Raw genomic sequence first — 25,720 nt, 5'->3', positions numbered from 1 at the left:
CGATCACAACAGTTCGCCGTGCCGCAGGGACCCTCCCAACTCTACATACTCCTGTACGCCAACGCCTTCAGCAACGACGCCGGGCACGCCCTCTACGACAACCTATCGTTCAAGAAAATAGGAGGTAGCTCTCTGACGGCCTATCTAAATGGTATGGAAATATCTAAAGACCAGGTAACAGAAGTACAAGCAATCCCCAATCCAGGAACCAACCTGGTAAGGATAACTTTGCCTTCAGAAATGGAATTCACTTCCTATAATCTTTTTAGCGTCAATGGTAGTCTGGTAGAAAAAGGTACAATCAATAAGGGGGAACGCGCTCTTTCAATTTCATTACAAGGTTTACAAAATGGTATATATCTATTGCACTTATCGGGTAAAAAAGGCAAGGAAACCACGATAAAAATCATCAAGGAATAAAACCCTGACATTGTTTTTCAAGCCCGTTTGATTTAAGGAACGGGCTTTTTAAAAATCAAACCGCATCAGCCAATCTCCTTATTCATCTTTTCTAGTGTCGTAGGTTTGGCATGCCATAGTTTGCCTGGGTGTCCTTGTCAAATGTTACAGGATTTGAATTGTCCATTCCCCATCCTATATGGCATTCATTTTTTTGGTGTTGAACCCAAAACGAATTTCGAAATTGATTTCACGCTTTTTTCCCTCCAACCAAAACTGTTACATGTTTTTTTTAACATAGCGCAGTGTATTTTATCGATTAAATGAATTTTTTTTCGATAAAATACAACAATTTGCTTTTTGTCTCGTTTGTAGGCCCAAAGATGTCCCCCAAACCACATCTTACCATGTACCCTACAGGTACTTCAATTTTTTTATAACTACTTATTAATTTCTAAAATGAAGCACAGCTTATTGCTGGTTGCCTTGTGTGCATTTATGTACCAAGGTCTGGCACAAAATCCCCCGTCCCAAAAAATCATACTCTATCCCAATGTGGCCAATGAGCATGTAAACGTTCAACTAGATAAAGGTCTGGTCCCTTCTGAAATCTCCATCATGCAAATGGATGGAAGAACAGTTCAACATCTTACCGAAACCAAGGGTAAGTCAACAATTTCAATGGATACTTCCAACATCCCTGATGGGATGTACATTGTTGCGGTCAACACTGCTACTGAAAGGTTGACCTCAAAATTGATCATCGACCATAATGGTCAAAATACGATCTATTCAAATTCTTCCACACCCCCATTATTTAAAGATAATGGGATTACTTCTGTAAAGGCCACCGCAAAGAGCAGCGTTATAGTAGGTTCGAGTGTTAAAAAAGCTTTCCCATCTGCCGAAGGTTTCGGCAAGAATACAACCGGTGGTAGAGGGGGAATTGTCGTTGAAGTGACCAATTTGAATAATAGTGGCCCCGGAAGCCTGCGTGAGGCCCTTAAAATGACAGGGACCAGAACCATCGTCTTTAAGGTCGGAGGAACAATCAATTGCAGTTCCTATCTTTCAATCCCTTCAGGTTCAGGGAATGTTACAATTGCAGGGCAGACCGCGCCAGGTGGTGGGATTACCATAAAAGGGGCGGAATTGAGGGTGTCGGCATCGAATGTGATAGTTAGGCATTTAAGAATAAGGCCCGGAAGCAATGTATCAGGAAGCAATGTGAATGCGGTAAGGGTCACTCCTTATGGCACAGACATCAGCAATATAATTTTCGACCATGTATCGGTGACATGGGGCGTCGATAAAGTGTTTATTATTGGTGCCATTTATAATGGTGATAATGTTTCCAACGTTACGGTTCAAAATTCCATTATTGGGGAGAATATTGGAAGTGGAATGGGGTTTTTACTCTATAAAAACACCAAAAATGTTAGTATACAAAAGAATTTACTCACGCACATGAGAGAACGCAATATAAGGTCATCTACCAGCAATGCTAATTTTGAGATGATAAACAATGTTGTTTATGGGTTTAGCTATGGAACCCTTCCTACCTATGAAAACCATTTCGATATTATAGGCAACGTATACAAAACAGACCCAAAAGTTAGCACTGCCCTCCAAACCATACGATTGGAGGCATCCACCAATGGGAAAATAGGCTTGACCAAAGCCTATATTGATGACAATGTTCTGGATGGCAGTAAAGTTTCCGTTTCATCAAATATAAGCCCCTATCTTCAGAGTTCCCCAATATTTGATTCTGGGATAGTTCCTATGCCGGTCAATGAAGTAGAAGCCTATGTTCTGTCCGATGTGGGAAGTTCTTTAACACGCGATGCGGTCGATGAAAGAATCATCTATGAAGTAAAAAATAGAACTGGAGGACTGAAATCAAGCACCTCTGCTGCTGGAGGCTATCCAAGTATATCCAACGGAACCGCTTATAAAGATTCTGATAAGGATGGAATGTCAGACGAGTGGGAAGCCCTGAATGGAAGAGACCTTCGCCCTACCGATATATTATCCATTTATAAGTTTAATGAATTCAATGTTGACCAAACCCAAACAAGTGCAGCGAATAGATACAGTGCCCTTGATGCCTACTTGGCTTACTTGGCAAAGGATTGGCATGGTTTTGAGACCATAGTGGCAGAAGAAGAAAGTACTGGGACTACAATGCTAAAAATAAACGGTTCCGACATGCCAGTAAGTGCATACGATTCTTCGCAAGACCTTGGATCTATGGAGATAATGGACTCCGGCAACACGCTGAGATTAAAGGGCAACGCCTGGAAAAAGTCACCTATAAACCATAACGTGACCCCGAATTCTATCCTTGAGTTCGACCTTATGGTTACCGGAGAAGGGGAGATCCATGGCATTGGATTCGACAATGATAATGCGCTCAACGGTTCTGACGGTCAACGGTTTTTCCAACTTGCAGGTACCCAGGGTGACTTTGGAAAACAAACATACAAAACCTACTCTGGTAACGGGTGGCACTCCTTCTCCATTCCCGTGGGAGAATTCTTTACCGGCAACTTCGATAATATAATCTTTGTCGCGGATAAGGACAGTAACGGTGCCAATCAGGAAAGTTACTTCAGGAACATCAGGTTCAGGGAAGGCACCTCTGGTAATAGTGGCGGTGGTTCTCTTGTGGATTTCAATATGAGCTCTTATGATCCAGCTCAACAGGACTCAGGTTCCTTTGAATTACAGGACTCCGATGGCAAATTGAAGCTTGTAGGTAATGCCTGGAAAAAGACAGCGCTTGACTATACCATCACTCCCAACACGGTAGTTGAGTTCGACCTTATGGTTGCCGGAGAAGGGGAGATTCATGGCATTGGATTCGATAATGATAATGTGCTCAACGGTTCTGACGGTCAACGGTTTTTCCAACTTGCAGGTACCCAGAGTAGCTATGGAAAACAAACCTACAAAACGTACTCCGGTAACGAGTGGGTCTCCTTCTCCATTCCTGTGGGAGAATTCTTTACAGGAAATTTCAAGTACCTGGTCTTTTCTGGTGACAAAGACAACAATGGAGCTTCACAGATAAGCTACTTTAAGAATGTAGTATTTAGGGAAAATTAGTGGATCGGTAAATACCTTTTTCGGTTTTTAATCCTTAGACAGGGTTCTCCTCCATACAGTTAAAATGGTAGTTGAAAATTTTTGGGCAACCTCAAACACAACCGAGGTTGTCCAAAGCTACCCGCATCAACCAATCGGTCTGTTTGTCTTTGCCAATATAGTATGGATGGGTGCCAAATTTGATAAATCCATGTCTCTCATAAAAAGTGATAGCTGCGCGGTTTTTTTGCCAAACTCCCAGCCAAATGAATTCCTTTCCCATGGTCAAAGCGATTTTCTTAACCGCTTCCAAAATCCATTCGCCGATTCCTTGACCTTGAAAGGGCTCCAAGACATAAATACGCTCCAGTTCCATTGACTCGGGAAGCCCCACATCGGTTTGGGCATCGTTTTGGTTCAGCTTAAAATAGCCGACCAACGTTCCATTTTGATAAACAAAATAAAAATCGGAATTCGGGTTGGTAAGTTCGCTTTCGAGTTTGACCGTATCGAATGCAAAATCCAAATAGTTCCTAAAATCCTCAGGGTCATTGGCAGCTTCAAAGGCGTCCGCAAAAGTTTTTTTCGAGATCTCAACAAGTTCGCCGAGCGAATCCAAGGTACATTTTTGAAGACAGGCTGACATATCGATTCTGTATGCCCTAAAAATAAAAGGTTTTGGACTAGGGGCCAAACCTAGAAAAATGGCATATCCGACAAAACGACTCCGGTGCATAGAACAGGGTTCACTCAACCGACCCTTGCCAGCTTTGCCACCGCTAATCAAATACGCGGTTGAACTGGATTAGTACCTATCAGCATAAAATTGGATTACGATATGGGAGTCCGGGGTGTCAATAAAAAAAGAGCGACCTTTGGGGTAGTCGCTCTTCTCAATTCTTTACCAGTTTGTCTGGCCTATAACATAAATAGTTTTCGCATAAGCATTACCATGCCACTGAAAAAATCGTTTTTGTATACTTGTATTTCTTCCCGTGTAGGTGCGTGGTTCATTTGGGCTTCCATAGTAATTGGATTAAGTGGTTCGACTTGGGATGTCTTTGTTTCTTACATTGTAAAAGTACGATACAACAGGGGGTAACACATAATTATTGTTGTGAAACCCTTGTATTATGTGGTAAGAAATACGAACGGTTTGGTTTTTTCGACGAACTGCATCGATGACCGGTCATCAAGAGGCCTAGGTCGTTCTACGAAAGAGGTAAGGCCAACCATACAAGGGCTTATAACTCCATCTCCGGGATTTCTCCCTGAACGATTAAATTGCCCTCGGTCGCTTTTTGAATTTCCTCAATACTCACACCGGGAGCCCTTTCCAATAAGTTGAATCCTTTTTCGGTTACCTCCAACACTGCCAAATTGGTGACGATTTTTTTTACACAGCCGACCCCTGTCAACGGTAGCGTGCATCTTTTCAGAAGTTTTGATGCACCTGCCCGATTGGTGTGCATCATAGCTACGATGATATTTTCGGCAGAAGCGACAAGGTCCATGGCGCCTCCCATTCCTTTTACCATCTTTCCTGGTATTTTCCAATTGGCGATATCGCCGTTTTCGGCTACTTCCATTGCTCCCAAAATGGTTAGATCTACGTGCTTACCCCGAATCATTCCAAAACTCGTTGCAGAATCAAAGAAAGAGGCTCCTGGCATGGTGGTAATCGTTTGTTTTCCCGCGTTAATGATATCGGCATCCTCTTCTCCTTCGTATGGAAAAGGCCCCATCCCCAATACCCCGTTCTCGCTCTGGAATTCCACACTGATATCGTCTCTCACAAAATTGGCGACCAAGGTAGGAATACCGATTCCTAAGTTCACATAATAGCCATCTTTGACCTCTTTGGCGATTCTCTTTGCTATTCCGTTCTTATCTAACATGATGGTACTTTTGAAATTGTGATGGAGCACTTTGAAAAATCAATCAATATCACTCAGTCCCGTTTGCGAACCGTTCGTTGTTCAATACGCTTCTCATAATCCTTTCCCTGAAAAATACGTTGGACGAAAATTCCCGGCACGTGTATTTCATTGGGATTCAGACTACCTGCCGGCACCAATTCCTCTACCTCGGCTACGGTAATTTTTGCCGCGCCGCTCATACATGGATTAAAATTTCTCGCGGTTCCCTTAAAGATGAGATTTCCGGCTTCGTCGCCTTTCCAAGCCTTTACAAAAGCAAAATCGGCTTTGAAGGCCTCCTCAAGCACATACATTTTACCATTGAATTCGCGGGTTTCCTTACCCTCCGCGACTTCAGTTCCGTAACCGGCAGGTGTATAAAATGCGGGGAAACCGGCTTGGGCAGCGCGACATTTCTCCGCCAGGGTTCCCTGGGGTGTCAATTCTACGTCCAACTCGCCACTAAGCATCTGGCGTTCGAACTCATCGTTTTCCCCCACATAGGACGAAATCATCTTCTTGACTTGATGTTTCTGCAATAGGAGACCGAGGCCAAAATCATCGACCCCCGCATTGTTTGAAATACAGGTGAGGTCTTTTACACCCAACCTCACCAGCTCGGAGATGGCGTTCTCCGGGATACCACAGAGCCCAAAACCACCCAACATCAGGGTCATTCCATCCTGAACTCCCGTTAAGGCTTCTTGAACAGTACTTACCGTCTTGCGAATCATATCTTTTGATTTATAGCGCTAGTTTTTCCTGAAACACGTTTCTAAATTCCAATATCGTCTAGATCGTCTTCGGGATCGGCCTGCTGAATTTCTTCCCTTATCTTATCACAGTCTACCTTAATTGATAGATCATCGGGCTTGACAAAATCCTCCTTGGAGACACCGAGTTCCTCATTTTCGTAGTTCTTTTTCATGTAAAGGCCCCATATGGGCAACGCCATCGAAGCTCCTTGACCGTAGTAAATCGACTTAAAATGCACAGATCTTTCCTCGCCACCGACCCAAACACCGGTCACTAAATTAGGTACCATGCCCATGAACCAACCGTCGCTCTGGTTCTGGGTTGTTCCCGTTTTACCGGCAATCGGATTGGTCAATTCATACGGATATCCCGTTATGATCTCTTTATAAACCGTATTGTTCTTTTGGTAGGAATGCCTTAATCTGGTTCCCGAGCCCCCTTCGGTCACCCCTTTCATCAAGTCGACCATGGCATAGGCGACGTCCTTGCTCAGTACATCCTTGGTCTCCGGGACGTACTCATAAAGAACGGTACCGTTTTTGTCCTCGATTCGGGTAACCATGACCGGTTTTACGAATACTCCTTGATTGGCGAAGGTACCATAGGCCCCGACCATTTCGTACAGATTGGAATCGGGCGTGCCCAGGGCAATTGAAGGCACTTCGGGTATTTCCCCTTGCAAACCAAGGTTTCGAACAATGGAAACGACCGACTTGGGTCCCACCTGATCGATCAGTTGGGCCGTAACTGTATTTACCGAATTGGCCAAAGCCGCTTTAAGGGTATAGTTTTTACCCGAGTATTTTCCGCTGGAGTTCTTGGGACACCACGGTTCGGGATTCCCATGTTTCTCTGCCTCGATACAGTATTGGGTGTCTGGCAGGGAGTCGCATGGGGAACGCCGTAGTTGATCAATGGCCGCCGCATAGACAAAAGGTTTAAAGGTAGAGCCTACCTGTCTTCTTCCCTGAAACACGTTGTCGTATTGAAAATGTTTGTAATCGACACCACCGACCCATGCCTTTACATGCCCAGTTTGTGGTTCCATCGATAGCATGGCGCCTCGGAGAAAGGTCTTGTAATAGCGAATGGAGTCCATAGGGGTCATGACGGTATCTTTTTCCTGGGACTCGCTGTTCCAGTCAAAAACCGTCATCTCGGTCTTTTCGTTAAAAGAGGCTTCGATCTCCTTTTCGGATTTTCCGGCTCGCTCCATAGCGCGCCAACGGTCCGAATTCTTCATGGCCCGTCGCATAATACTGTTGATCTGGCTTTGTTCCAATTCCAAAAAAGGCGCGGTCTTATTACGGTCTGGTGTGTTCTGGTGAAAGAACTCTGCCTGAAGATTCTTCATATGTTGATTCACTGCATCCTCGGCATTCTTCTGCATTCGGGAATCAATAGTGGTGTAAATCTTCAATCCATCCAGATAGATATTCCATTTATCCCGTTCGCCTTCCAGGGCGGGCTTTGGATTCTTTTTAATCCAATCATTCATAAACCCCTGTACGTACATTCTGAAGTAGGTAGCGAGACCTTCCTTGTGGGACTCCGGACTGAAATTAAGGTCCATTTCCAGCGCCTGAAGCGAATCGCTTTCCTGTTCTGAAAGATAGCCGTATTTGGCCATCTGACCCAAAACCGTATTTCTACGGTTAAAAACAAGTTCTTCCCTGCGAATTGGATTATAGTAGGAAGAATTTTTCAGCATTCCTACCAACATGGCCGATTCCTCGGTCTTTAACTCATTCGGCTCCTTACCGAAATAGATTTTAGCTGCGGAACGAATACCATCGGCTGCATACCCAAAATCGTACTGGTTTAAATACATCGCGATAATCTCCTCTTTGGTATACTGTCTTTCCAATCGAGTGGCTATCACCCATTCCTTCGCTTTCTGAATGACCCTTCCAACGGCTCCCCCGGATGGTCTTTTTGTAAAAAGTAATTTTGAAAGCTGCTGCGTTACGGTACTTGCCCCTCCTTTTGAACCCAAAAAGACCAGTGCCCTCACGGTTCCTCTCGCATCGATGCCCGAATGTTCAAAGTACCGGGCATCCTCGGTTGCCACTAAAGCATCTACCAAATTCTGTGGCAGCTCCTCAAACGGCACGGGTGTACGGTTATCATCCAAATAAAACTTCCCCAAGGTCTCCCCGTCGGCCGAAATGATTTCAGTGGCCAGATTGGTCTGGGGATTCTCGAGCCGCTCAAACGTAGGCATCTCCCCAAAAACACCCCAGGAGGCCAATAGAAATAGGAGTCCTCCAGCCAGGATTCCGCTAGCAAACAGTATCCAAAACCCCTTAATATACTTTCCAAAGCTAGGTGCCGCTTTCTTCTTTGTCGCTTTCCCCATATTTACTAGTTACTTTTTACAATTTCGAACCCAACATCGGTTATCCCCTCTAAGTGCTCGATCCCGTTCACACTTCCATTTTTGCGCATCGCATGGGCGATTCGTAAGGTATATACGCCAGATTCCGGAAAACCGATGTTCTCCTTAAACCACAATTTATTCTCTTTGATACTACCGTATCCTTTTCCCAACCAAGTGCCATCGGGCTGTGCCATTTGGTATTCCAAGGTATCCCTTGTCGTCTCCCCCGTGGGCGAACTGAGTTCAGCGATTAAAAAAAGATTGTTAAAAGGAAAAGTATTGTCGTTTCTGATATTGATAAACATATCGTACCGCATGGTCGAATCCATCTCAGAGAAGGTGAACTCGACTGTATTCTCTTTTTCCCAAACCGCCCCGCCCATGGCAGTGAATTCAGATTTTACGAGGGTGTCGTCACAAGAAGACAAAGTTACCGTCAGGATACCAATGAATACTATTTTACGCATTTTTAGCGGGCCTTTTTTTATTGCTGTTACGAGACTTATTTTGGTTCCCTTTTTGATTCCTGTTTCTATTTCGGTTCCTGTTCTTGTTCCTATTTCTTTTATTGCGACCACGCTTTGGGCGATCGAATCGTGTTAGGCTGTCTTGACCAACTACATTTTCGAATGCCACTTTTTCGTTTATAACGCTATTATCGGCTGCATATTCTTCCAGGCTTGCTACTTTTTCCTTCTTTTTGTTCTTTGCTAAAATCTCCTGTACCTGCTCTTTGGATAGCGTATGCCAATTGGCGGGATCATCTTTGTAAGAGAACCATAGCGTCGCCTTAAAAATATCTGTTTTTTGACAAAAAGCGACCCCTTTTTCGGTGTACAGCTTGGTGTCTTGTGAAGGAAAGTCCTTTAGAGCCTCCAAATAGGTATCGAGCTCATAATTCAAACAGCATTTGAGTTTGCCACATTGGCCGGCCAATTTTTGCGGATTCAATGAAAGCTGCTGATAGCGGGCGGCAGAAGTACTTACAGAGCGAAAATCGGATAACCAGGTTGAACAACATAGTTCGCGCCCACAGGACCCGATACCGCCCAACCGTTGTGCCTCTTGGCGATACCCGATCTGTCGCATCTCGATCCGGATCGAAAAAGCCTTGGCCATGTCTTTTATCAACTGCCTGAAATCAACACGCTCCTCCGCTGTATAGTAGAAGGTAGCCTTTGAACCATCGCCTTGAAACTCCACATCCGAAATCTTCATTTGAAGATTTAAAAGTATGGCCATTTCCCGGGCACGCTTTTTGATTTCCTCTTCCCGTCCTCGGCATTTCTGCCATTTGTCGATATCGCTCTGGGATGCTTTTCGATATACTTTGAAAAGCGATTCATCTTTAAAATCGACTTTCTTCCGCTTCATTTGAACTTTAACCAGCTCCCCGACCAAAGTGACCATGCCTACATCGTGCCCTGATTGGGCCTGTGTAGCCACCACATCACCGATTGATAATGAAAGGTTATCGGTATTTCTGAAGAACTCTTTTCGACTGTTCTTGAAACGCACCTCGACACAGTCAAAGGGTTTCTCGCCATTCGGAAGCGACATATTGGAAAGCCAATCAAAAACAGTTAATTTATTACAACCATCCGTGCCACAAGTACCATTGTTCTTGCACCCACGAGGTTGTCCGTCCTTACCGGTCGAACAACTGCTACAACCCATATTTTATATCTTGGTTTGGCTCAATCGCTAGCGGACGATAGACGGTCCGAACGACATTGACCAAAAAAGGTTCATACTAAACTTAAACGTAAAGATAGTATAATTTGGTTTGGAAAGAAAGTTATCCAGGCGGTCGGCAGGAGGTCGGCTTGGCGATTGACGGATGTTACTTTTTAAACTTTAGTACCGGAGAACGGCCCTTTTTAAAAATTTTGTTGCTGGCGCCTTTTCCCTTGCGCAGTCGTTTTTGCTCTTCATAGGGCAACGCATGAATTTCCTTGCAATGGTCGGAACAGCAATCGTTCATTTTTGCGGCGCAGGTCTCACATTGGATAAACAGCAAATGACAGGCCTCGTTGGCACAATTTACGTGGGTGTCACAGGGATTCCCGCATTGATGGCAATTTGAAATCACCACATCGGTAATGCGTTCGCCACGTCGGTGGTCAAAAACAAAGTTCTTGCCAAGGAATTTATTCTCCAACCCTCTTTTTTCAACTTGCCGCGCATAATCGATGATGCCGCCTTCCAATTGATATACCTGTTTAAAACCTTTGTGCTTATAATACGCGCTTGCTTTTTCGCAGCGAATGCCGCCGGTACAGTACATCACCAGCTTTTTGTCCTCCTTATGGGCTTCCAGGTCTTTTTCAATGATGTCCAAAGAGTCCCGAAAAGTATCCACATCGGGGGTAATGGCATTTTTAAAATGCCCAATCTCGCTTTCGTAATGGTTGCGCATGTCGACCAGCACGGTATCGGGGTCTTCAATTAATTCATTGAACTCTTCCGCCCCTACATGAATGCCTTTGTCGGTTACGTCAAAGGTGCTATCGTTGAGCCCGTCGGCAACAATTTTTTTCCGGACCTTCACCTTTAATTTAAGGAACGATTTGTTATGTTGTTCAATGGCGATGTTCAAACGCACATTTTCCAAAAAGGAAATACTGTCCAAATGGTGTTTAAGCGCTTCGAAATTTTCCGCAGGAACCGACAGCTGGGCATTGATACCCTCTTTCGCTACGTAGATACGACCGAGGACATCCAATGCGTTCCAATGTATAAAAAGATGGTTTCTGAAAATTGACGTATTGCCGATATGTGCATATTTATAGAAAGAGATAGTAAGGCGTTCCTTGCCTGCCGCTTCGATTAGCGCTTCCCTCTCCTTTGCACTTAAGGTATTGTACAGTTGCATGCTATACGAATAGTTACGTTAAGGACTGTTTTAAAAAGAAGGCAAAGATACAAATAATCAACACAATTCCTGGGCACCGATAGGCTGTTGGGTGGTCCATCAGATTAAAGTACATCCCCTTCGACCGCACCTTCATTCCAGTTCCGGGAATAAAACAAAAAAGGACCTTGACGTTCATCAAGGTCCTTCACGGGCCACTTCGATTTTCTTCTTCATAGCAATTTTGAAGAGCTTGGATTGAAAATGGCCACTACTGCCCATTGCTTTTGAAACAATGGTTATTTAGAGGTATTTCTACTTACTTTCTGGAAAGTAGATACATCTTGGATGAAAAGGTTGCGTCACTTTCTTGGCGGGACCTTTATTATTTGAATTATGCAAAAAGAAACACTAATTTAGCGACCCTAAAATGAGCAAGAATGAGTTCCGAGAAAGAAGCAAAATTAAAAGCGCTAAAGCTTACCCTTGACAAACTGGACAAGACCTATGGAAAGGGTGCCGTTATGAAAATGGGGGATAGTGTGGTCGAAGATGTCGACGTAATCCCGTCAGGTTCGCTAGGACTCGACATTGCACTCGGTGTTGGAGGCTATCCGCGCGGAAGGGTAATCGAAATTTATGGCCCTGAGTCTTCAGGTAAAACCACCTTGACGCTCCACGCTATTGCAGAGGCTCAAAAAAACGGTGGTATCGCCGCATTCATAGATGCCGAGCATGCCTTCGATCGTTTTTATGCGGAGAAATTAGGCGTCGATATCGACAACCTCATCATCTCTCAACCCGACAATGGGGAACAGGCATTGGAAATTGCGGATAATCTGATTCGCTCCGGTGCCATAGACATCGTGGTGATCGATTCTGTGGCCGCCTTAACGCCAAAAAGTGAAATAGAAGGTGAGATGGGGGACTCCAAAATGGGGCTACATGCCAGATTGATGTCACAAGCCCTTCGAAAATTAACCGCTTCCATTAGCAAAACACATTGTACCGTTATTTTCATCAACCAGCTCCGGGAAAAAATAGGGGTCATGTTCGGGAATCCAGAAACAACCACCGGGGGAAATGCGCTAAAATTCTATGCCTCCGTTCGCCTCGATATTCGCAGATCTACCCAAATAAAGGATACTGACGGTAACGTACAGGGAAATAAAACACGTGTGAAGGTGGTCAAAAACAAGGTGGCGCCTCCTTTTAGAACCACTGAGTTCGACATCATGTACGGAGAAGGTGTTTCTAAAGTAGGGGAGATCATCGATTTGGGCGTACAATACGAAATCATTAAAAAAAGCGGTTCCTGGTTCAGCTATGGCGACACCAAACTTGGTCAAGGCCGCGATGCGGTTAAAGCCCTGCTCTTGGACAACCCCGAACTGTTCGAGGAGCTCGAAACCAAAATACGGGAAGCCATTAATACACTCAAATAGCCACTCACCCCAAAAACACTGGCTTAAAACCTTTTCTTTCCGGCTTGTATTACAAGTACCTACTTTTGGACTAACTTTAAGATCCAGAACGCAACCCTTCTACTCCTTTGGTATCTAAATTTAAGGAGTTGGATATGTATTCCAGCAAATTAATAACACCTTGGTTATGGTGGAAGTCTATACGAGGATGACCAATCGGGTTTAACAACGGAATAAGTTTAAAAGTATGAGACGCTTTGTTTTCATTTTAGGAACCATAATACTATCCCTGGGATTCTACGGTTGCAACGACGATGACGGTGTTAATTTTCACTTCGCGGCTTTGGAAGTTGTTGCTGCGGAACTACCCGAGTCTTTTGATTTAAACGGGCAATATCAGATCACTGTTACTTATTTTCGTCCGGATGATTGTACCTTCTTCGAAGGCTTCGATGTCGTTCAGGAAGATACGACCATCCGGAACGTTATAGTCGTAGGTTCGGTGATTACCAATCGGGAATGTGCGGAAAAAGCCGAAGAGGTAGAGGCCACATTTAATTTTGTAGTCTTGCACGATCAGGACTATTTGTTCCGTTTTTGGCAGGGACAAGATGAGAACGGCGAACCACAATACCTCGAAATCGAAGTTCCCGTAAACTAACCGATAAGAAATCTAACCAACAATTTTGAGTTTAGAAGAGCTCGTATATAACTGCAAGCAAGGTAACAGAAAGGCGCAGGAGCAATTGTACCGAAAATACGCCGGTATATTGTTCAGTATCTGCCTTAAGTATTCGCGTAACAAAACGGAGGCCGAAGATAATTTACATGACAGTTTTATGACGATTTTCGATAAGATCCATCAATATAGTTCCAAAGGATCTTTTGAAGGTTGGATGAAAAGAATTACCGTGAATACCGTGTTGCAGAAATATAGAAAACAAGAACACTTAAACGTAGTATCGGAAAATATGGAGGAAGAAGTCGAAGTGCCATCGAGCTATACCGATATTAGCTTACAGACCCTACTTCGATATATTCAAGAGCTGCCTAACAAATACCGCCTCACTTTCAATATGTACGTGATGGATGGATATACCCACAAGGAAATAGGGGAACAACTAGGCACCTCGGTAGGCACTTCGAAATCCAATTTGGCGCGGGCCAGAATGTTGTTGAAAGAGAAAATACAGGCCAACAAAGATAAGGCCATTATAGGGGTACTCTTTTTCTTAATGGACCACCCCTAACAGAAAAAATTGAGCTAGAAAAGAAAATCAAAAAACCGAATAAACCATTACTAAGATGGGCAAAAAGAAACTAGACGAACTATTCCAAGAGAAGTTTCAGGACTTCAACCAGCTACCCGACGAAAAAGTGTGGCAGCGATTGGAAGCAGCTTTGGACAAAAAGGACAAATCCAGGCGGGTGCCGCCATTTTGGTGGAAATTCGCCGGAATAGCCGCAGGGCTATTGATTGCCTTTTGGCTAATCAATCCTTTTTTCGACGGTAGCGAAAATCAAAATTCTACGGTTACCGATGTAGAGCAAAATAAAAAAGAAACGGTGAATCCTGTCGATGATGCCGAAGCCCCCTTCAGGAATTCCACGGATGCCAAGAAAGATGCTTTCGTGGATACCGACAAAGAAGCTGTTCAAAACAACAAGATGAATGAAGAAGGAGTGCCAAAGGAAGCTATTCTTACGGCCACGGAAAAAAAACCGACACCCAAGAACAACATGTCTGAAGCTTCTACAAATAATAAGGGCGGGGAAACGCCTGGCATCAAGGAAAGGAAGTCACAGCTTACTTCGGCACCAAAGGATGAGGAAAAAACTTCAAAATCACGAATTAATTTCGATAGTATAACCAAGAAGACAAACATAGGCGTCGCCGTCACCGCCGATCCTGAAAATAGTGGGAAAGCCGAGAAGAAAAGGTTTGAAACTACGAGTCGGGAGGCGGTGGTCCAAAACGAACAGAAACCACCCGAAACAGTGGTGACCGATTCCGAAAATGAGAAAAATAGGGGATTGGAGAATTCTCAAGTCAAGAAATCAGGGGAAGCCATTGCCCAAATCGATGAAAAGGGCGACGAGCAATCAGTCCCGGAAAAGAAAAAGAAATCGATTTTCGATGAAATCGGCGATCAGGAAGAAGCGGCAGTTGTAGAGCGTTCGGAAAGCCGATGGTCCGCCGGGGCTAGTATCGCACCCGTATATTATAGCGCTTTCGGGGAAGGGTCACCGGTACATTCCATTTTTGTGCCGAATTCCAAATCTGGAGAGACGAATTTGAGCTACGGCCTTTCCGTTGCTTATGAAATCAATGACAGGCTTAGCGTACGTTCGGGAATCCATAGGGTAGATTATGGTTATGGTACCGATGATGTCGAATTCACCTCCTCCTTGGAGGGCTTCAATAATGGACAAATTGATAATATCAACTATTCATTGAACTCACGAAGTTTGGTAGTGCAGAGTAAAGCCGGGGAAACCGTTCAAAGTGTGAATGACATGCCAGCGCAGGTATTGGATGTCAATGCATCACTTCCCTCAAGGGACGGTACCATGTCACAACAGTTTGGCTATCTGGAAGTTCCTTTGGAACTCAATTATGCCCTGGTGGATAGAAAATTCGGAGTGAACCTTATCGGGGGAGTAAGTTCACTGTTCCTGATAGACAATTCGGTAACGCTCAACTCTGGGAACCAGACGTTGGAAATGGGAGAGGCCAATAATGTAAATAATCTTAATTTTAGCACTAATATCGGTTTTGGATTCGATTATAATTTCACTCCGAAAGTAAAACTGAACATCGAACCCGTATTTAAGTACCAGTTGAATACCTTTTCCAATGTCGATGGTACCTTCCAACCATTTACCGTTGGAGTGTACAGCGGATTGAGTTTTAGGTTTTAGAAAGAATAGAATAGGCTCTCACGAAGTTGGTTAGGTTGGTCGTTGTGGAGCGCAACGACCCCTTTTAGCCCCGACAGTTTGTTGGGGCTTTTTTTATTTGAAAAAACAAACCATCTTTTTTAGTACATTGTAACCTAACCACGCACAAACAATAGTTCAAAAAGATGTATATCGCAGAAAAACACTTCACATGCTTCTTGCTAGTAGTCGGATTGTTATCCTGTAAAACGGATTTCAAAAAAACTACGGGCTTCCCCGAGGTGGAGGGTGTACCCGAAACCGGGGAATGGACCTATCTTTTCGATGGAACAAGCACCGAAGGCTGGCGAGCCTATAATGGGGAGTCACTTCCTCCAGAATGGGTCATCAAGGATGGCGCCCTCACCTTTGACATCGAAAAAAGAACAGAGGCCGAGCACAAGGGCGGCAAGGACATCATTTACGGTGCAGAGGAATTCGAAAACTTTGAACTGTATCTCGAATGGAAACTTCCCCAAGGTGGTAACAGTGGTATTCTATATCATTTGAAGGAGGGGTTCGATTCCCCCCCTGAAGTAGCTCCCGAATACCAGCTCCTTGATGATTTAGGCTGGGAAAAAATTAACAATGCGACCCTTGAGAAATGGCAAAAAACAGGAGCTGACTATGCCATGTACGCTCCCGATAGCGCCATAAAAAATGTGAAACCAGCTGGGGAATGGAATACTTCCCGGATTCGATTTACCCCTCAATTGGTGGAACACTGGCTTAACGGGAAAAAAATCCTATCGTTTGTTCCCTGGTCCGAAGACTGGCAACAAAGAAAAGCCAAGGGAAAGTGGAAGGATTTCCCAAAATATGGTACATTTAAGTCAGGCTATATCGGATTACAAGATCACGACAGTCCACTATGGTTTAAAAACATCAAGATCAAACGCCTATAACCCAAGCATACGATTATGAACAAAAGGGAATTTTTGAAAAGTACTGTCGCCCTATCCTCCTTTGCACTGATGCCGTCAGGAGTTTGGGCCCTTACCAAAGACAAACGCCTTCGCACCGCCCACATAGGTGTAGGGAATATGGGTGCGGAAGACCTAAAGGCTATTTCATCACATGAGCTGGTCGAGGTCGTTGCACTTTGCGATGTGGATGCCAACAATTTGGCGGCTGCCAAAAAACTGCATCCAAACGCCAAAACCTACTCGGACTACCGGAAGCTTTTTGAAGAGATTGCAGACGACGTTGATGCCGTTATCGTTTCTACCCCTGACCATACCCATGCGCCGGCTTCCATGTTGGCGATGAAGATGAACAAGCCGGTCTATTGCCAAAAACCCTTGACACATCATGTGACCGAAGCCCGGGCAATGCGAAAATTGGCGGAGGAAAAGAATCTGGTGACCCAAATGGGTATTCAGGTACATTCCTTTTACGATTACAAGCTGGCCACCTTACTCATTCAATCCGGTATTGTTGGAAAGGTGCATACGGTACGCGCCTGGTCTCCCAAGAACTGGGGCTATGACGGTCCGGCTCCTGAAGGAAACGATCCCATTCCCGAGACCTTGGACTGGAATCTGTGGTTAGGCACATCCGCTGAACGACCCTATAAAAAAGATATCTACCATCCGGGCAATTGGCGCAAGCTGGTCGATTATGGATGTGGCACCTTGGGCGATATGGGCGTACACATTTTTGACACTCCTTACAATGCCCTTGAATTGGACGTGCCAAAAACGATAACCAACTATTGCAGGAAACCCAATGGTTTTGCATATCCCGAACAGAATACGGTTATCTATGAATTTCCCGGAACCAAATACACCACGGAAACCTTGAAATGGATCTGGTACGATGGCGATGGGGCTTCCCAGCAGCGGGAAGACCTACACTTGCCCAACGGGGAGAAACTACATGACCAAGGGGCCATGTTCATTGGTGAAAAAGGGCGGTTATATCTGCCCCACTTCATGAAATTACCCCAGTTGATTGTAGACAACGAATATCAAGAAATGGATATCGAGTCTTTTAACCTTGGGGCTCCGGTCCGGGATTATGGGTCCGAGGGCAAAAAACATTACCACCAATTTGTGGATGCCTGTTTGGGGAAAGGGGAGTGTAGCGCGCCATTCCCATATGCCTCGAGACTCACCGAAACCATTTTATTGGGGGTCATTGCAGGGCGTTTCCCAGGCCAAACCTTACATTGGGATAGCGCTACTTCCCAGTTCGCGGAAGAAGAGGCCAATCAATATTTGGATTCAGAATACCGAACGTTTTAAGGATACGCTATCAGAGGGAAAAGCTATTGACTAAGCCAGCAACTTCTTGCCATTTGCGGCAAGCAGTTCTTTCAGAATTACCTCCCGTACCTCTTCCCGAAGCGTTGCCTTGTCTTCTTCCGATAGAATGCCCGTCTCAAAAAACTCATGTACTTTTGCGCGAAGCACACCAGGGCCACCGCTCAAAAATGTGAAAGAGAACCGCTTCTTTCCATCAAAGAAAGTCATCGGTACCACCGGTATGTTATGTGCGATCGCCATCTTAAAGGCGCCATCCTTGAATTCATCAAGTAAGATCGATTCGTCGGGCACTCCTCCTTCCGGAAAGATACAAATGCTCAGGCCTTGGTTCAATCGACGTTGGGCACGCCGATAAACCCCTGTTCTGCTACGGGTATCGTCCCGGTCGACCATGATACAGACCCTTTTATAAAAAAATCCGAATACCGGTATATTTACCAGCTCTTTTTTGCCTACAAACACAAACGGATTCTTGCTGGCGCGCAACATTAACATGATATCGAGCATGCTCGTATGGTTCGCCACCAGCATGTAGCTTTTTCCTTTTTCCAACCGCTGTTCCCGTTTGATTTTAGGCGGACAGCCCATTCCGTATAAAATAACGTTCGCCCAGATATTTCGGGCCATCCAGAAAAATTGGGCGTAGGTTCTTTCCGAAACTGTAAACAGTAACAGCAATGGAAATAACGCCAAAATGGGCAAAGCCACTAGAACATAGAACCAGATACGATATAATATATGACCGATATTTTTAACGAAACGAAGCATGGGGCCAAAAATAGGGAATTAAATCAATGGCCACTTGTTGTCATGGTACGTCAAGGACTCATGAATTCTTTACGATTTGTCATACATTTGCTTTCTTTAAAATAGTAGGTATGGCAAGAATCTTAACAGGCATTCAAAGTACAGGTGTACCACATCTTGGAAATATCTTGGGGGCGATCGTTCCTGCCATTCGAATGGCGAGCGATCCCAAAAACGAATCTTTTCTTTTCATCGCCGATATGCATTCGCTAACCCAAATCAAAAATGGGGAAGAACTACGTCACAACACCTACGCTACGGCCGCCACTTGGCTGGCATTCGGCTTGGATATCGAAAAAACCGTTTTCTATCGTCAAAGCGATGTTCCACAAGTGACCGAATTGGCTTGGTATCTCAGTTGCTTTTTCCCTTACCAGCGGCTGACCCTTGCCCATTCTTTTAAAGACAAGGCCGACCGTTTGGAAGATGTCAATGCCGGCCTCTTCACCTATCCCATGCTCATGGCGGCCGATATTTTGTTATACGATGCCAATTTAGTCCCTGTGGGAAAAGACCAATTGCAGCATTTGGAGATGACCCGGGATGTCGCTTCGCGTTTTCATGCGCAACTGGGGGAGACCTTTGTGCTTCCCGAAGCCAAGGTACAACAGGAAACCATGTATGTTCCAGGTACCGACGGGGAGAAAATGAGCAAAAGCAAGGGCAACCTGATCAACCTGTTTCAACCCGACAAACAGCTACGAAAACAAATTATGGGTATTAAAACTGATAGTACCCCTATGGAAGAGCCAAAGGATCCGTCCAACGACAACATCTTTGCCCTTTTTAAAATCTTGGCATCCCAAGAACAAATCGAAGAAATGAGCGCCAATTATTTGGCGGGAAACTATGGTTATGGTCACGCCAAACAGGCACTTTTTGAAGTCATTTTGGAAAAGTTTGGAGCCGCTAGGGAACAATTCGATTACTATATGAACAACCTCAACGAGGTAGACGCAGCATTGGAATTGGGAGCTGAAAAAGCCAAAAAAGTGGCCGATGGGGTGTTGGAAAGAGTAAGAAATAAGCTCGGCTACTGATTTTTGGTATACAGACCACTTGGTCGGTTTTTCGAATTGGTGGTCTCTTACCAATCTGCCAGACGTTCGATTTTAAGCTGTGCTTCGACGACGAAAAGCACTATCTGTAGGGAATCACGGCAGATAGACGTATTTACAGACCGCTCGGTCGGTAATTGAGTGGTGGCTTCCATTCCTTTTTGTGGGAAAGCTTCCTTGAAACGTTTTCAAACCAATGTTTTTTAAATCGCTTCGAACAATTTTCCGGGTAACGGCCGGATGACTCCTTTCATTTCCATATTCAACAAGGTAGAGGAGACCTTGAAAACGGGTAGTTGGCATTCCAAGGCAATACTATCCAGCTGTTGCTTCCCATCCTTTTGTAGATACGCATAGATCGATTGCTCCGTAGCGTCCAGTTCAACGAACAATTGCTTCTGTACCGGTTTCTCCTCCGGTGATTCCAGTTGCCAGCCCAACATATAAATCAGGTCAGCCGCGGAGGTAATCATATGGGCCTTTTGTCTTTTGATAAGATTATTGCACCCTGTGCTGTATTTGTCCTGTGCGCGACCAGGAAAGGCGAACACCTCACGGTTGTAGCTGTTGGCTATATCGGCGGTGACCAAACTGCCGCCTTTTTCCGCCGATTCGATTACGACAGTCGCTTCCGCCATCCCGGCAATGATTCGATTCCGCTTTAGAAAGTTCTCCCGGTCTGGATTGCTGGTACTCCAGAACTCGGTTATAAAACCTCCATTATGTTCAACCTCTTCAACGTATTTCCCATGTACTTTCGGATAAATTTGGTTGAGCCCATGTGCCAAACAACCAATGGTCTGTAAACCGTGTTTGATGGCTGCTTTTTGTGCACAGATATCCACACCATAGGCAAAACCACTGACTATAATTGGATCGAGTGGCGCCAAATCGGCCAGAAGCTGTTCACAAAGGGCATTACCGTAACTAGTGATATTTCGTGTACCTACGATACTGATGATTTTTCTATCCGACAATGCTATATTTCCCCTCTTAAAAAGCAGCATGGGGCTATCGATACAATGCTTGAGGTATTTGGGATAATCGGCATCTGTAAAATAGGTGAAATCGATGTCATTTTCCCGAATGTATCGATATTCAGCTTCCGCTGCCCTCAAATATTCGCTATTTCGTAAACCTTTTAAGGTAATGCTTCCAATCCCATCTATTTTTTGAAGGTGCTGCAGCTTATCAGTAAAGATCGCTGTTGGACTGCCAGTGTGGGAAATCAGTTTTTTGGCGGTAACATCTCCGATATTGGGAATGCTCTGGAGCCTTAAAACCGCAACCAATTCATTTGTAGTCATTTAAAAAATGGGATAAGTTATCCACAAAATACACAAATAATTATGTTAATAAAAAGTAAAGAAAGGGGGTTTTAAATCGATTCATTTTTTTCCATATTTGCCTCGATGGGAGTAGAACACTATCTATATGAACTGTTGTATCGGTATAACTGTGTGGTGATACCCGGTTTTGGTGCGTTTCTGACCCAAAGGCAATCAGCCGTGCTCCATAAGGCATCGCACACCCTCTATCCTCCGACCAAAACCCTCTCCTTTAACAGCCAATTGACCTCCAATGACGGATTGTTGGTTTCCTATATGGCGGAGGCCGAAAAAACCGACTACGAATCGATGTTACAACAGGTCACGGAAGCGATTGCGATATGGAAAAAACAACTGCGGTCCGGAGATCGGTTGGTATTCCCAAATATCGGTGAATTATGGCTAAATGAAGACGGTAAGACCCAATTCCAACCTTCGGAGCAGGTCAACTTCCTCACCTCTTCGTTTGGATTAGCCCCTTTCAAGTCCCCTCCGGTGACGAGGGAAGTTTTGAGGAAGGAAGTAATGGCGATGGAAGAACAGATCCCATTTATGGTGACTCCCGAAAAACGAAGGGAAACCTCTTTCCGCCCCTATTTGAAGTACGCTGCCATCTTTTTATTGGCGCTATCCACAGGATTCACCGCGTATCGCGCATACCAACAAGGTCTAGACAACCAGCAACTGGCGCGGGAAGCAGCTCAAGAGCATGTTACCAAACAGATACAGGAAGCGACTTTCTTTGATGCGGTACCCATGGAACTACCCACCCTTACGTTGGAAACTACCAAAAAAGAAAGGGCATTTGACAGCTCCAGAAAAATACATCACGTGATTGCTGGGGCTTTTCGTTTTAGGAAAAATGCGAATAAAAAAATCCGTCTGTTAAAAAGAGGTGGTTTTAACCCATCGTATTTGGGCACCAACGAATCTGGCTTGCATATAGTAACCTATGACAGCTATACCGATGCCGACGAGGCCTTGGCCGCTTTGCGGAAAATTAAAATCACCCAATCGCCCGACGCCTGGTTAAAGTCGGTAAAATAAGCGTACTTTCCCTTTTAGCATCCTCTTTTTAAGCCATACCTTTGCGGAAAATCTAATGCATGGAACCAAAAACGCCCAATGAATCCCGTACGTTAATGACCGATATGGTGCTCCCGAGCGAGACCAACCCCCTGAATAATCTGTTTGGAGGTGAGTTATTGGCCCGAATGGACAGAGCGGCCAGTATCGCTGCAAGAAGACATAGCCGTCGTATTACGGTCACTGCTTCAGTGAACCATGTAGCCTTCAATAGAGCCGTTCCCTTGGGAAGTGTTGTTACGGTAGAGGCAAAGGTTTCAAGGGCTTTCAGAACTTCTATGGAAGTATTTCTCGATGTTTGGATGGAAGATCGGTTCACCGGGGAACGTTCGAAGGCCAACGAAGCGATTTATACCTTCGTTGCTGTGGACGAAACCGGGGTACCCACCGAAGTGCCTCCCTTACAACCGGAAACCGACCTTGAAAAGGAACGTTTTGCAGCCGCTCTCCGGAGAAAACAACTGAGTTTGGTATTGGCAGGAAAAATGAAACCTTCGGAAGCCACTGAATTGAAAGCGTTGTTCCTCGCTCCCTAAAAATCGAAATTATCGGGATCGGGCCCGATGCGCTCGCCGCGATCCAAGCTGTCAAGATAGGCCACATCCTCGTCTGACAATTCAAAATCAAAAATATCGGCATTGGAGTTGATCCGTTCTCTTTTAGAAGACTTCGGGATAGTGATCACCCCTTTTTGAAGATTCCATCGCAGTGTGACCTGTGCAATCGACTTATGGTATTTTTCAGCCAGTTTCTTAAATTCCTCCAAACCAAATATTTTCCCCTGCATAAAAGGCGACCAAGCCTCATACTGAATGATATTTTTATTGCAAAAATCGATCAAGTCCTGTTGTACTACATAAGGATGGAACTCCATTTGGTTCACCATCGGCACGATTTCGGCAGCTGTCATCAAGTCTTCCAAATGATGTTGCATAAAATTGCTCACCCCGATTGCGCGTACCCGTTTTTCTTTGTAAAGTTGCTCCAAAGCACGCCAGGTATCCTTATATTTTCCCGCTACCGGCCAATGCACCAGAAACAAATCCAAATTCTCCAAATCGAGCCGTTTTAGGCTATCCTCATAGGACTGTAAGGTTGTATCATACCCCTGATCACTATTCCACACCTTACTGACTATAAACAGGTCTTGCCTTGGGATAGAACTTTCCTTTATTCCTTGCCCTACTCCCTCTTCATTTTTATAAATCGAGGCTGTATCGATATGACGGTAACCAGCCTCCAATGCGTATTTCACGGCATTGACCACTTCCTGATCGTTATCGGATTGGTACGTACCCAAACCAAAATAGGGCATCTCAACACCGTTGTGCAAGCTGAAGGTTCCTTGGATGTCGGTAATCGTTTTCATTGGCTATTTGTTTAACGTTGCTATAATTGATACACCCACTCTTCCGGATTCAATTTGTTCGTATCCTCGTAAAGATAGAACTTCAAGCGGGTCTGCCCATTGGACCGGTTGGTATATATTTCACCCAATTCAGTCTTGGCCTCCACCATATCCCCTTTTTTAACGTACAGTTCGGACAGATTGTAATAGGTACTGATATAGTTTCCATGCTTTACCTGTACACCCTTGTTTCCGCCAGGTACTGAAAGTATAGCGATGACCTCCCCCTTAAAAATGGCACGGGCCTTGGCCCCTTCATCGGTCGCGATAATTACTCCATTGCTTTCATGTTTGATTCCGGGGTACACTGCGTCTTTATACACTCCAAAACCCTGACTTTTTATTCCTTTATCCACGGGCCATATCAACCTGCCTTTGTTCGCGGAAAAGTTATTGGCCACGATGGTAGCTTCAGGGGTCAAAACAAATTTATTGACCGCACTAGATTTGGTTCCCGCCCTTTTATTGGAGGCAGTGATGGCACTGCGAATCAATTTTTCTATTTGCTGATCGATTTTTCTGGCTTCCCTTTTCTTCTCATCCATCGCGGCAGCATAATTGCTTTCGTTCTTTCGGATGCTTACCAACAGTTCTTTTTGGGATTTCATTTCCCGCATCATTTGAGCCCTAGCCTTTTTGTTTTCGGCAATGAGTTGCTCTTTTTCCTTACGCTGATCTATCAAATCTTTGTTCAGTTGGGTAAGTTCATCGGTCTTAGCGACAATCTGTTCGCCTTGTTCCCTCCTATAATCGGTATACTGCTTCATGTATTGCAGCCTTTTAAAGGCCTGAAAAAAGTTTTCCGAGGATAAAAGGAACATCAAACGGCTTTGTTGTGAGCGGTTTTGATACGATTGACGAATAATGGCGGCGTACTCTTCCTTTAAGGTTACAAGTTCATTCTTTAACTTGGAGATATTTCGCACATTGGCATTGATCTTTCGGCTGAGCAGGTTGGATTGTTGGTTGGTCACCTTGATGAGTTCTTGGCGTACGGTAAGCTTTTTGTCCAAAGCCTCTATTTGGTCCAGTACCGTTCCTCGTTGTTTTTTTTCTGCAAAGAGCAGTCTGTTGATGTCGTTGATTTCTTTCTGAAGCCGGGCCCGTTTGGCCTCCAAGGACTTCTGCTCATCGGTCTGCCCATAAGCCGTTACAATCGACAAAAAAGCTGCCAATAGAACAAAACAGACCCTATGGAATCGTTTACAGGTCATTCGTGCTCAAAACAATCTCTTTGAAGCCTTTAGGAATTTTATAGGGAAAATTCAAGGCTTGATCGAACTGAATGTTCCGATATTCGATATCGATGGTATTGCGTATGTCCCCATCGATGGCGGCTATCGCTATCTCATTAGGAAGAATCCACTTATCGATTTTTTGGTAGTTTTTGTAATTGATTTGTAACAACCTTTTTTTTAGGGGTTGGGATAGCTGTTGCGTCGCAATCTTGAAATTATTGGGCTCTATTTGAAACAATATCTTAAAAAGCTCCGCTACTTTTTTTGGCTTTAATTGATACGTATCATCCGCTACCTCGGCGTCATATTTTCCGTCTTTTAAATCAAGAATGGCCTGTCCAAGCAAGAGGTTTTGCACCTGTTCAAAATCGAGTTCTGTTCCGAGTAGATTACTTAGATAACTGAAATCCCCATCGAAGTACTCGTTTTGGAGTTTATTATAGAACGATACCCTTCCCGGGGTGATATAGGCTTTCACTATACCCAAGGGGGCACTGATCCAGATGGCCTTGTCTTTCTCCATTCGCAGGCTCAATGGAATGCTTTGGGTAGATTCCCCATCAGAGTATTCGATTTTCAACTTCCCACTGATGGTCTTGAATTGCAGGTGGTTTTGATAATGTTCGCGAATGATGGCTTTCGCGGTTAATCTATCATCGATTTCGCCTCCCGAAGCTACCTTGGTAGTTTTGCATGAGGTAAGGAACAGTATAACCATCCCGATCACCAACCCTCGTTGTACTCCTCTAAAATATTCGCCCATTGT

General features: G+C 44.6%; 24 protein-coding genes. 11 read left to right on the top strand and 13 right to left on the bottom strand.

Annotated features, from left to right (window positions below; translation table 11 throughout):
• Both FK220_RS07375 and FK220_RS07370 read left to right on the top strand, forming a co-directional pair.
• On the top strand, positions 1–420 hold a 420-nt coding region (locus FK220_RS07375), incomplete at its 5' end, for a T9SS type A sorting domain-containing protein (RefSeq protein WP_152573602.1).
• Positions 421–858: 438 nt separating this feature from the next.
• A complete protein-coding gene (locus FK220_RS07370; RefSeq protein ID WP_152573601.1) occupies positions 859–3,510 on the top strand; it encodes a T9SS type A sorting domain-containing protein in 2,652 nt (883 codons plus the stop codon).
• Between the two features lie 91 nt (positions 3,511–3,601).
• Here the strand turns inward: FK220_RS07370 and FK220_RS07365 are convergent, their stop codons facing one another.
• The 7 genes from FK220_RS07365 to trhO form a co-directional block, all read right to left on the bottom strand.
• The gene (locus tag FK220_RS07365) at positions 3,602–4,135 is read right to left on the bottom strand and encodes a GNAT family N-acetyltransferase (RefSeq protein WP_152573600.1); all 534 of its coding nucleotides are present in this window, start codon (positions 4,133–4,135) and stop codon (positions 3,602–3,604) included.
• A gap of 598 nt (positions 4,136–4,733) precedes the next feature.
• A complete protein-coding gene (locus tag FK220_RS07360) occupies positions 4,734–5,387 on the bottom strand; it encodes a CoA transferase subunit B (RefSeq protein ID WP_152573599.1) in 654 nt (217 codons plus the stop codon).
• 53 nt (positions 5,388–5,440) lie between these two features.
• Positions 5,441–6,142: a CoA transferase subunit A gene (locus FK220_RS07355; protein ID WP_152573598.1), complete on the bottom strand. Its 702-nt coding sequence runs from the start codon at positions 6,140–6,142 to the stop codon at positions 5,441–5,443.
• Between the two features lie 41 nt (positions 6,143–6,183).
• Positions 6,184–8,523, bottom strand: a complete 2,340-nt coding sequence (locus FK220_RS07350) for a transglycosylase domain-containing protein (RefSeq protein ID WP_152573597.1) — start codon at positions 8,521–8,523, stop codon at positions 6,184–6,186.
• A gap of 5 nt (positions 8,524–8,528) precedes the next feature.
• The gene (locus tag FK220_RS07345; protein WP_152573596.1) at positions 8,529–9,011 is read right to left on the bottom strand and encodes a gliding motility lipoprotein GldH; all 483 of its coding nucleotides are present in this window, start codon (positions 9,009–9,011) and stop codon (positions 8,529–8,531) included.
• Positions 9,004–10,221, bottom strand: a complete 1,218-nt coding sequence (locus tag FK220_RS07340) for a PSP1 domain-containing protein (protein ID WP_152573595.1) — start codon at positions 10,219–10,221, stop codon at positions 9,004–9,006. The genes FK220_RS07345 and FK220_RS07340 overlap by 8 nt, the downstream gene beginning before the upstream one ends.
• A 166-nt stretch (positions 10,222–10,387) precedes the next feature.
• The gene (trhO, locus tag FK220_RS07335; protein WP_152573594.1) at positions 10,388–11,419 is read right to left on the bottom strand and encodes an oxygen-dependent tRNA uridine(34) hydroxylase TrhO; all 1,032 of its coding nucleotides are present in this window, start codon (positions 11,417–11,419) and stop codon (positions 10,388–10,390) included.
• A gap of 419 nt (positions 11,420–11,838) precedes the next feature.
• Between trhO and recA the strand changes: the two genes are divergently transcribed.
• From recA to FK220_RS07305, 6 genes are all read left to right on the top strand, one after another.
• On the top strand, positions 11,839–12,843 hold the full coding sequence (recA, locus tag FK220_RS07330) for a recombinase RecA (RefSeq protein ID WP_152573593.1): 1,005 nt from the start codon (positions 11,839–11,841) through the stop codon (positions 12,841–12,843).
• Between the two features lie 226 nt (positions 12,844–13,069).
• Positions 13,070–13,483: a hypothetical protein gene (locus FK220_RS07325; RefSeq protein ID WP_152573592.1), complete on the top strand. Its 414-nt coding sequence runs from the start codon at positions 13,070–13,072 to the stop codon at positions 13,481–13,483.
• A gap of 25 nt (positions 13,484–13,508) precedes the next feature.
• Complete coding sequence (locus tag FK220_RS07320) at positions 13,509–14,072, top strand: RNA polymerase sigma factor (protein WP_152573591.1); 564 nt, start codon at positions 13,509–13,511, stop codon at positions 14,070–14,072.
• Positions 14,073–14,127: 55 nt separating this feature from the next.
• Positions 14,128–15,744, top strand: a complete 1,617-nt coding sequence (locus FK220_RS07315; protein ID WP_152573590.1) for an outer membrane beta-barrel protein — start codon at positions 14,128–14,130, stop codon at positions 15,742–15,744.
• Between the two features lie 197 nt (positions 15,745–15,941).
• Positions 15,942–16,667, top strand: coding sequence for a 3-keto-disaccharide hydrolase (locus FK220_RS07310; RefSeq protein ID WP_238718925.1), 726 nt, complete (start codon positions 15,942–15,944; stop codon positions 16,665–16,667).
• Between the two features lie 15 nt (positions 16,668–16,682).
• Positions 16,683–18,008 carry a Gfo/Idh/MocA family protein gene (locus FK220_RS07305; RefSeq protein ID WP_152573588.1) on the top strand — a complete coding sequence of 442 codons (1,326 nt, stop codon included), beginning with the start codon at positions 16,683–16,685 and terminating at the stop codon, positions 18,006–18,008.
• Between the two features lie 30 nt (positions 18,009–18,038).
• On the opposite strand, the gene FK220_RS07300 is transcribed toward FK220_RS07305, so the two are convergent.
• On the bottom strand, positions 18,039–18,797 hold the full coding sequence (locus FK220_RS07300; protein ID WP_152573587.1) for a lysophospholipid acyltransferase family protein: 759 nt from the start codon (positions 18,795–18,797) through the stop codon (positions 18,039–18,041).
• A 110-nt stretch (positions 18,798–18,907) separates the two neighbouring features.
• Between FK220_RS07300 and trpS the strand changes: the two genes are divergently transcribed.
• Positions 18,908–19,876: a tryptophan--tRNA ligase gene (trpS, locus tag FK220_RS07295; protein WP_152573586.1), complete on the top strand. Its 969-nt coding sequence runs from the start codon at positions 18,908–18,910 to the stop codon at positions 19,874–19,876.
• Positions 19,877–19,923: 47 nt separating this feature from the next.
• Here trpS and FK220_RS20185 read toward each other — a convergent pair whose 3' ends face one another.
• Positions 19,924–20,049, bottom strand: a complete 126-nt coding sequence (locus FK220_RS20185) for a hypothetical protein (protein WP_262887892.1) — start codon at positions 20,047–20,049, stop codon at positions 19,924–19,926.
• A gap of 48 nt (positions 20,050–20,097) precedes the next feature.
• Positions 20,098–21,201: a DNA-processing protein DprA gene (gene dprA / locus FK220_RS07290; RefSeq protein ID WP_152573585.1), complete on the bottom strand. Its 1,104-nt coding sequence runs from the start codon at positions 21,199–21,201 to the stop codon at positions 20,098–20,100.
• 105 nt (positions 21,202–21,306) lie between these two features.
• Here dprA and FK220_RS07285 point away from each other — a divergent pair, with 105 nt between their 5' ends.
• Both FK220_RS07285 and FK220_RS07280 read left to right on the top strand, forming a co-directional pair.
• Positions 21,307–22,269 carry an HU domain-containing protein gene (locus FK220_RS07285; RefSeq protein WP_152573584.1) on the top strand — a complete coding sequence of 321 codons (963 nt, stop codon included), beginning with the start codon at positions 21,307–21,309 and terminating at the stop codon, positions 22,267–22,269.
• A 59-nt stretch (positions 22,270–22,328) separates the two neighbouring features.
• Complete coding sequence (locus tag FK220_RS07280; protein ID WP_152573583.1) at positions 22,329–22,844, top strand: acyl-CoA thioesterase; 516 nt, start codon at positions 22,329–22,331, stop codon at positions 22,842–22,844.
• On the opposite strand, the gene FK220_RS07275 is transcribed toward FK220_RS07280, so the two are convergent.
• The 3 genes from FK220_RS07275 to FK220_RS07265 are packed head-to-tail and all read right to left on the bottom strand — an operon-like array spanning position 22,841 to position 25,717.
• Positions 22,841–23,677, bottom strand: a complete 837-nt coding sequence (locus FK220_RS07275; RefSeq protein WP_152573582.1) for an aldo/keto reductase — start codon at positions 23,675–23,677, stop codon at positions 22,841–22,843. The two genes, FK220_RS07280 and FK220_RS07275, sit on opposite strands and share 4 nt — an antisense overlap.
• Positions 23,678–23,697: 20 nt before the next feature.
• Positions 23,698–24,930: a murein hydrolase activator EnvC family protein gene (locus FK220_RS07270; protein WP_152573581.1), complete on the bottom strand. Its 1,233-nt coding sequence runs from the start codon at positions 24,928–24,930 to the stop codon at positions 23,698–23,700.
• On the bottom strand, positions 24,920–25,717 hold the full coding sequence (locus tag FK220_RS07265; protein ID WP_152573580.1) for a DUF4292 domain-containing protein: 798 nt from the start codon (positions 25,715–25,717) through the stop codon (positions 24,920–24,922). The genes FK220_RS07270 and FK220_RS07265 overlap by 11 nt, the downstream gene beginning before the upstream one ends.
• Positions 25,718–25,720 lie beyond the last annotated feature (3 nt).

The sequence above is a fragment of the Pelagihabitans pacificus genome (genome assembly GCF_009371985.2).
GTDB lineage: Bacteria > Bacteroidota > Bacteroidia > Flavobacteriales > Flavobacteriaceae > Pelagihabitans > Pelagihabitans pacificus.
This window is presented reverse-complemented; position numbering and strand designations above follow the sequence as displayed.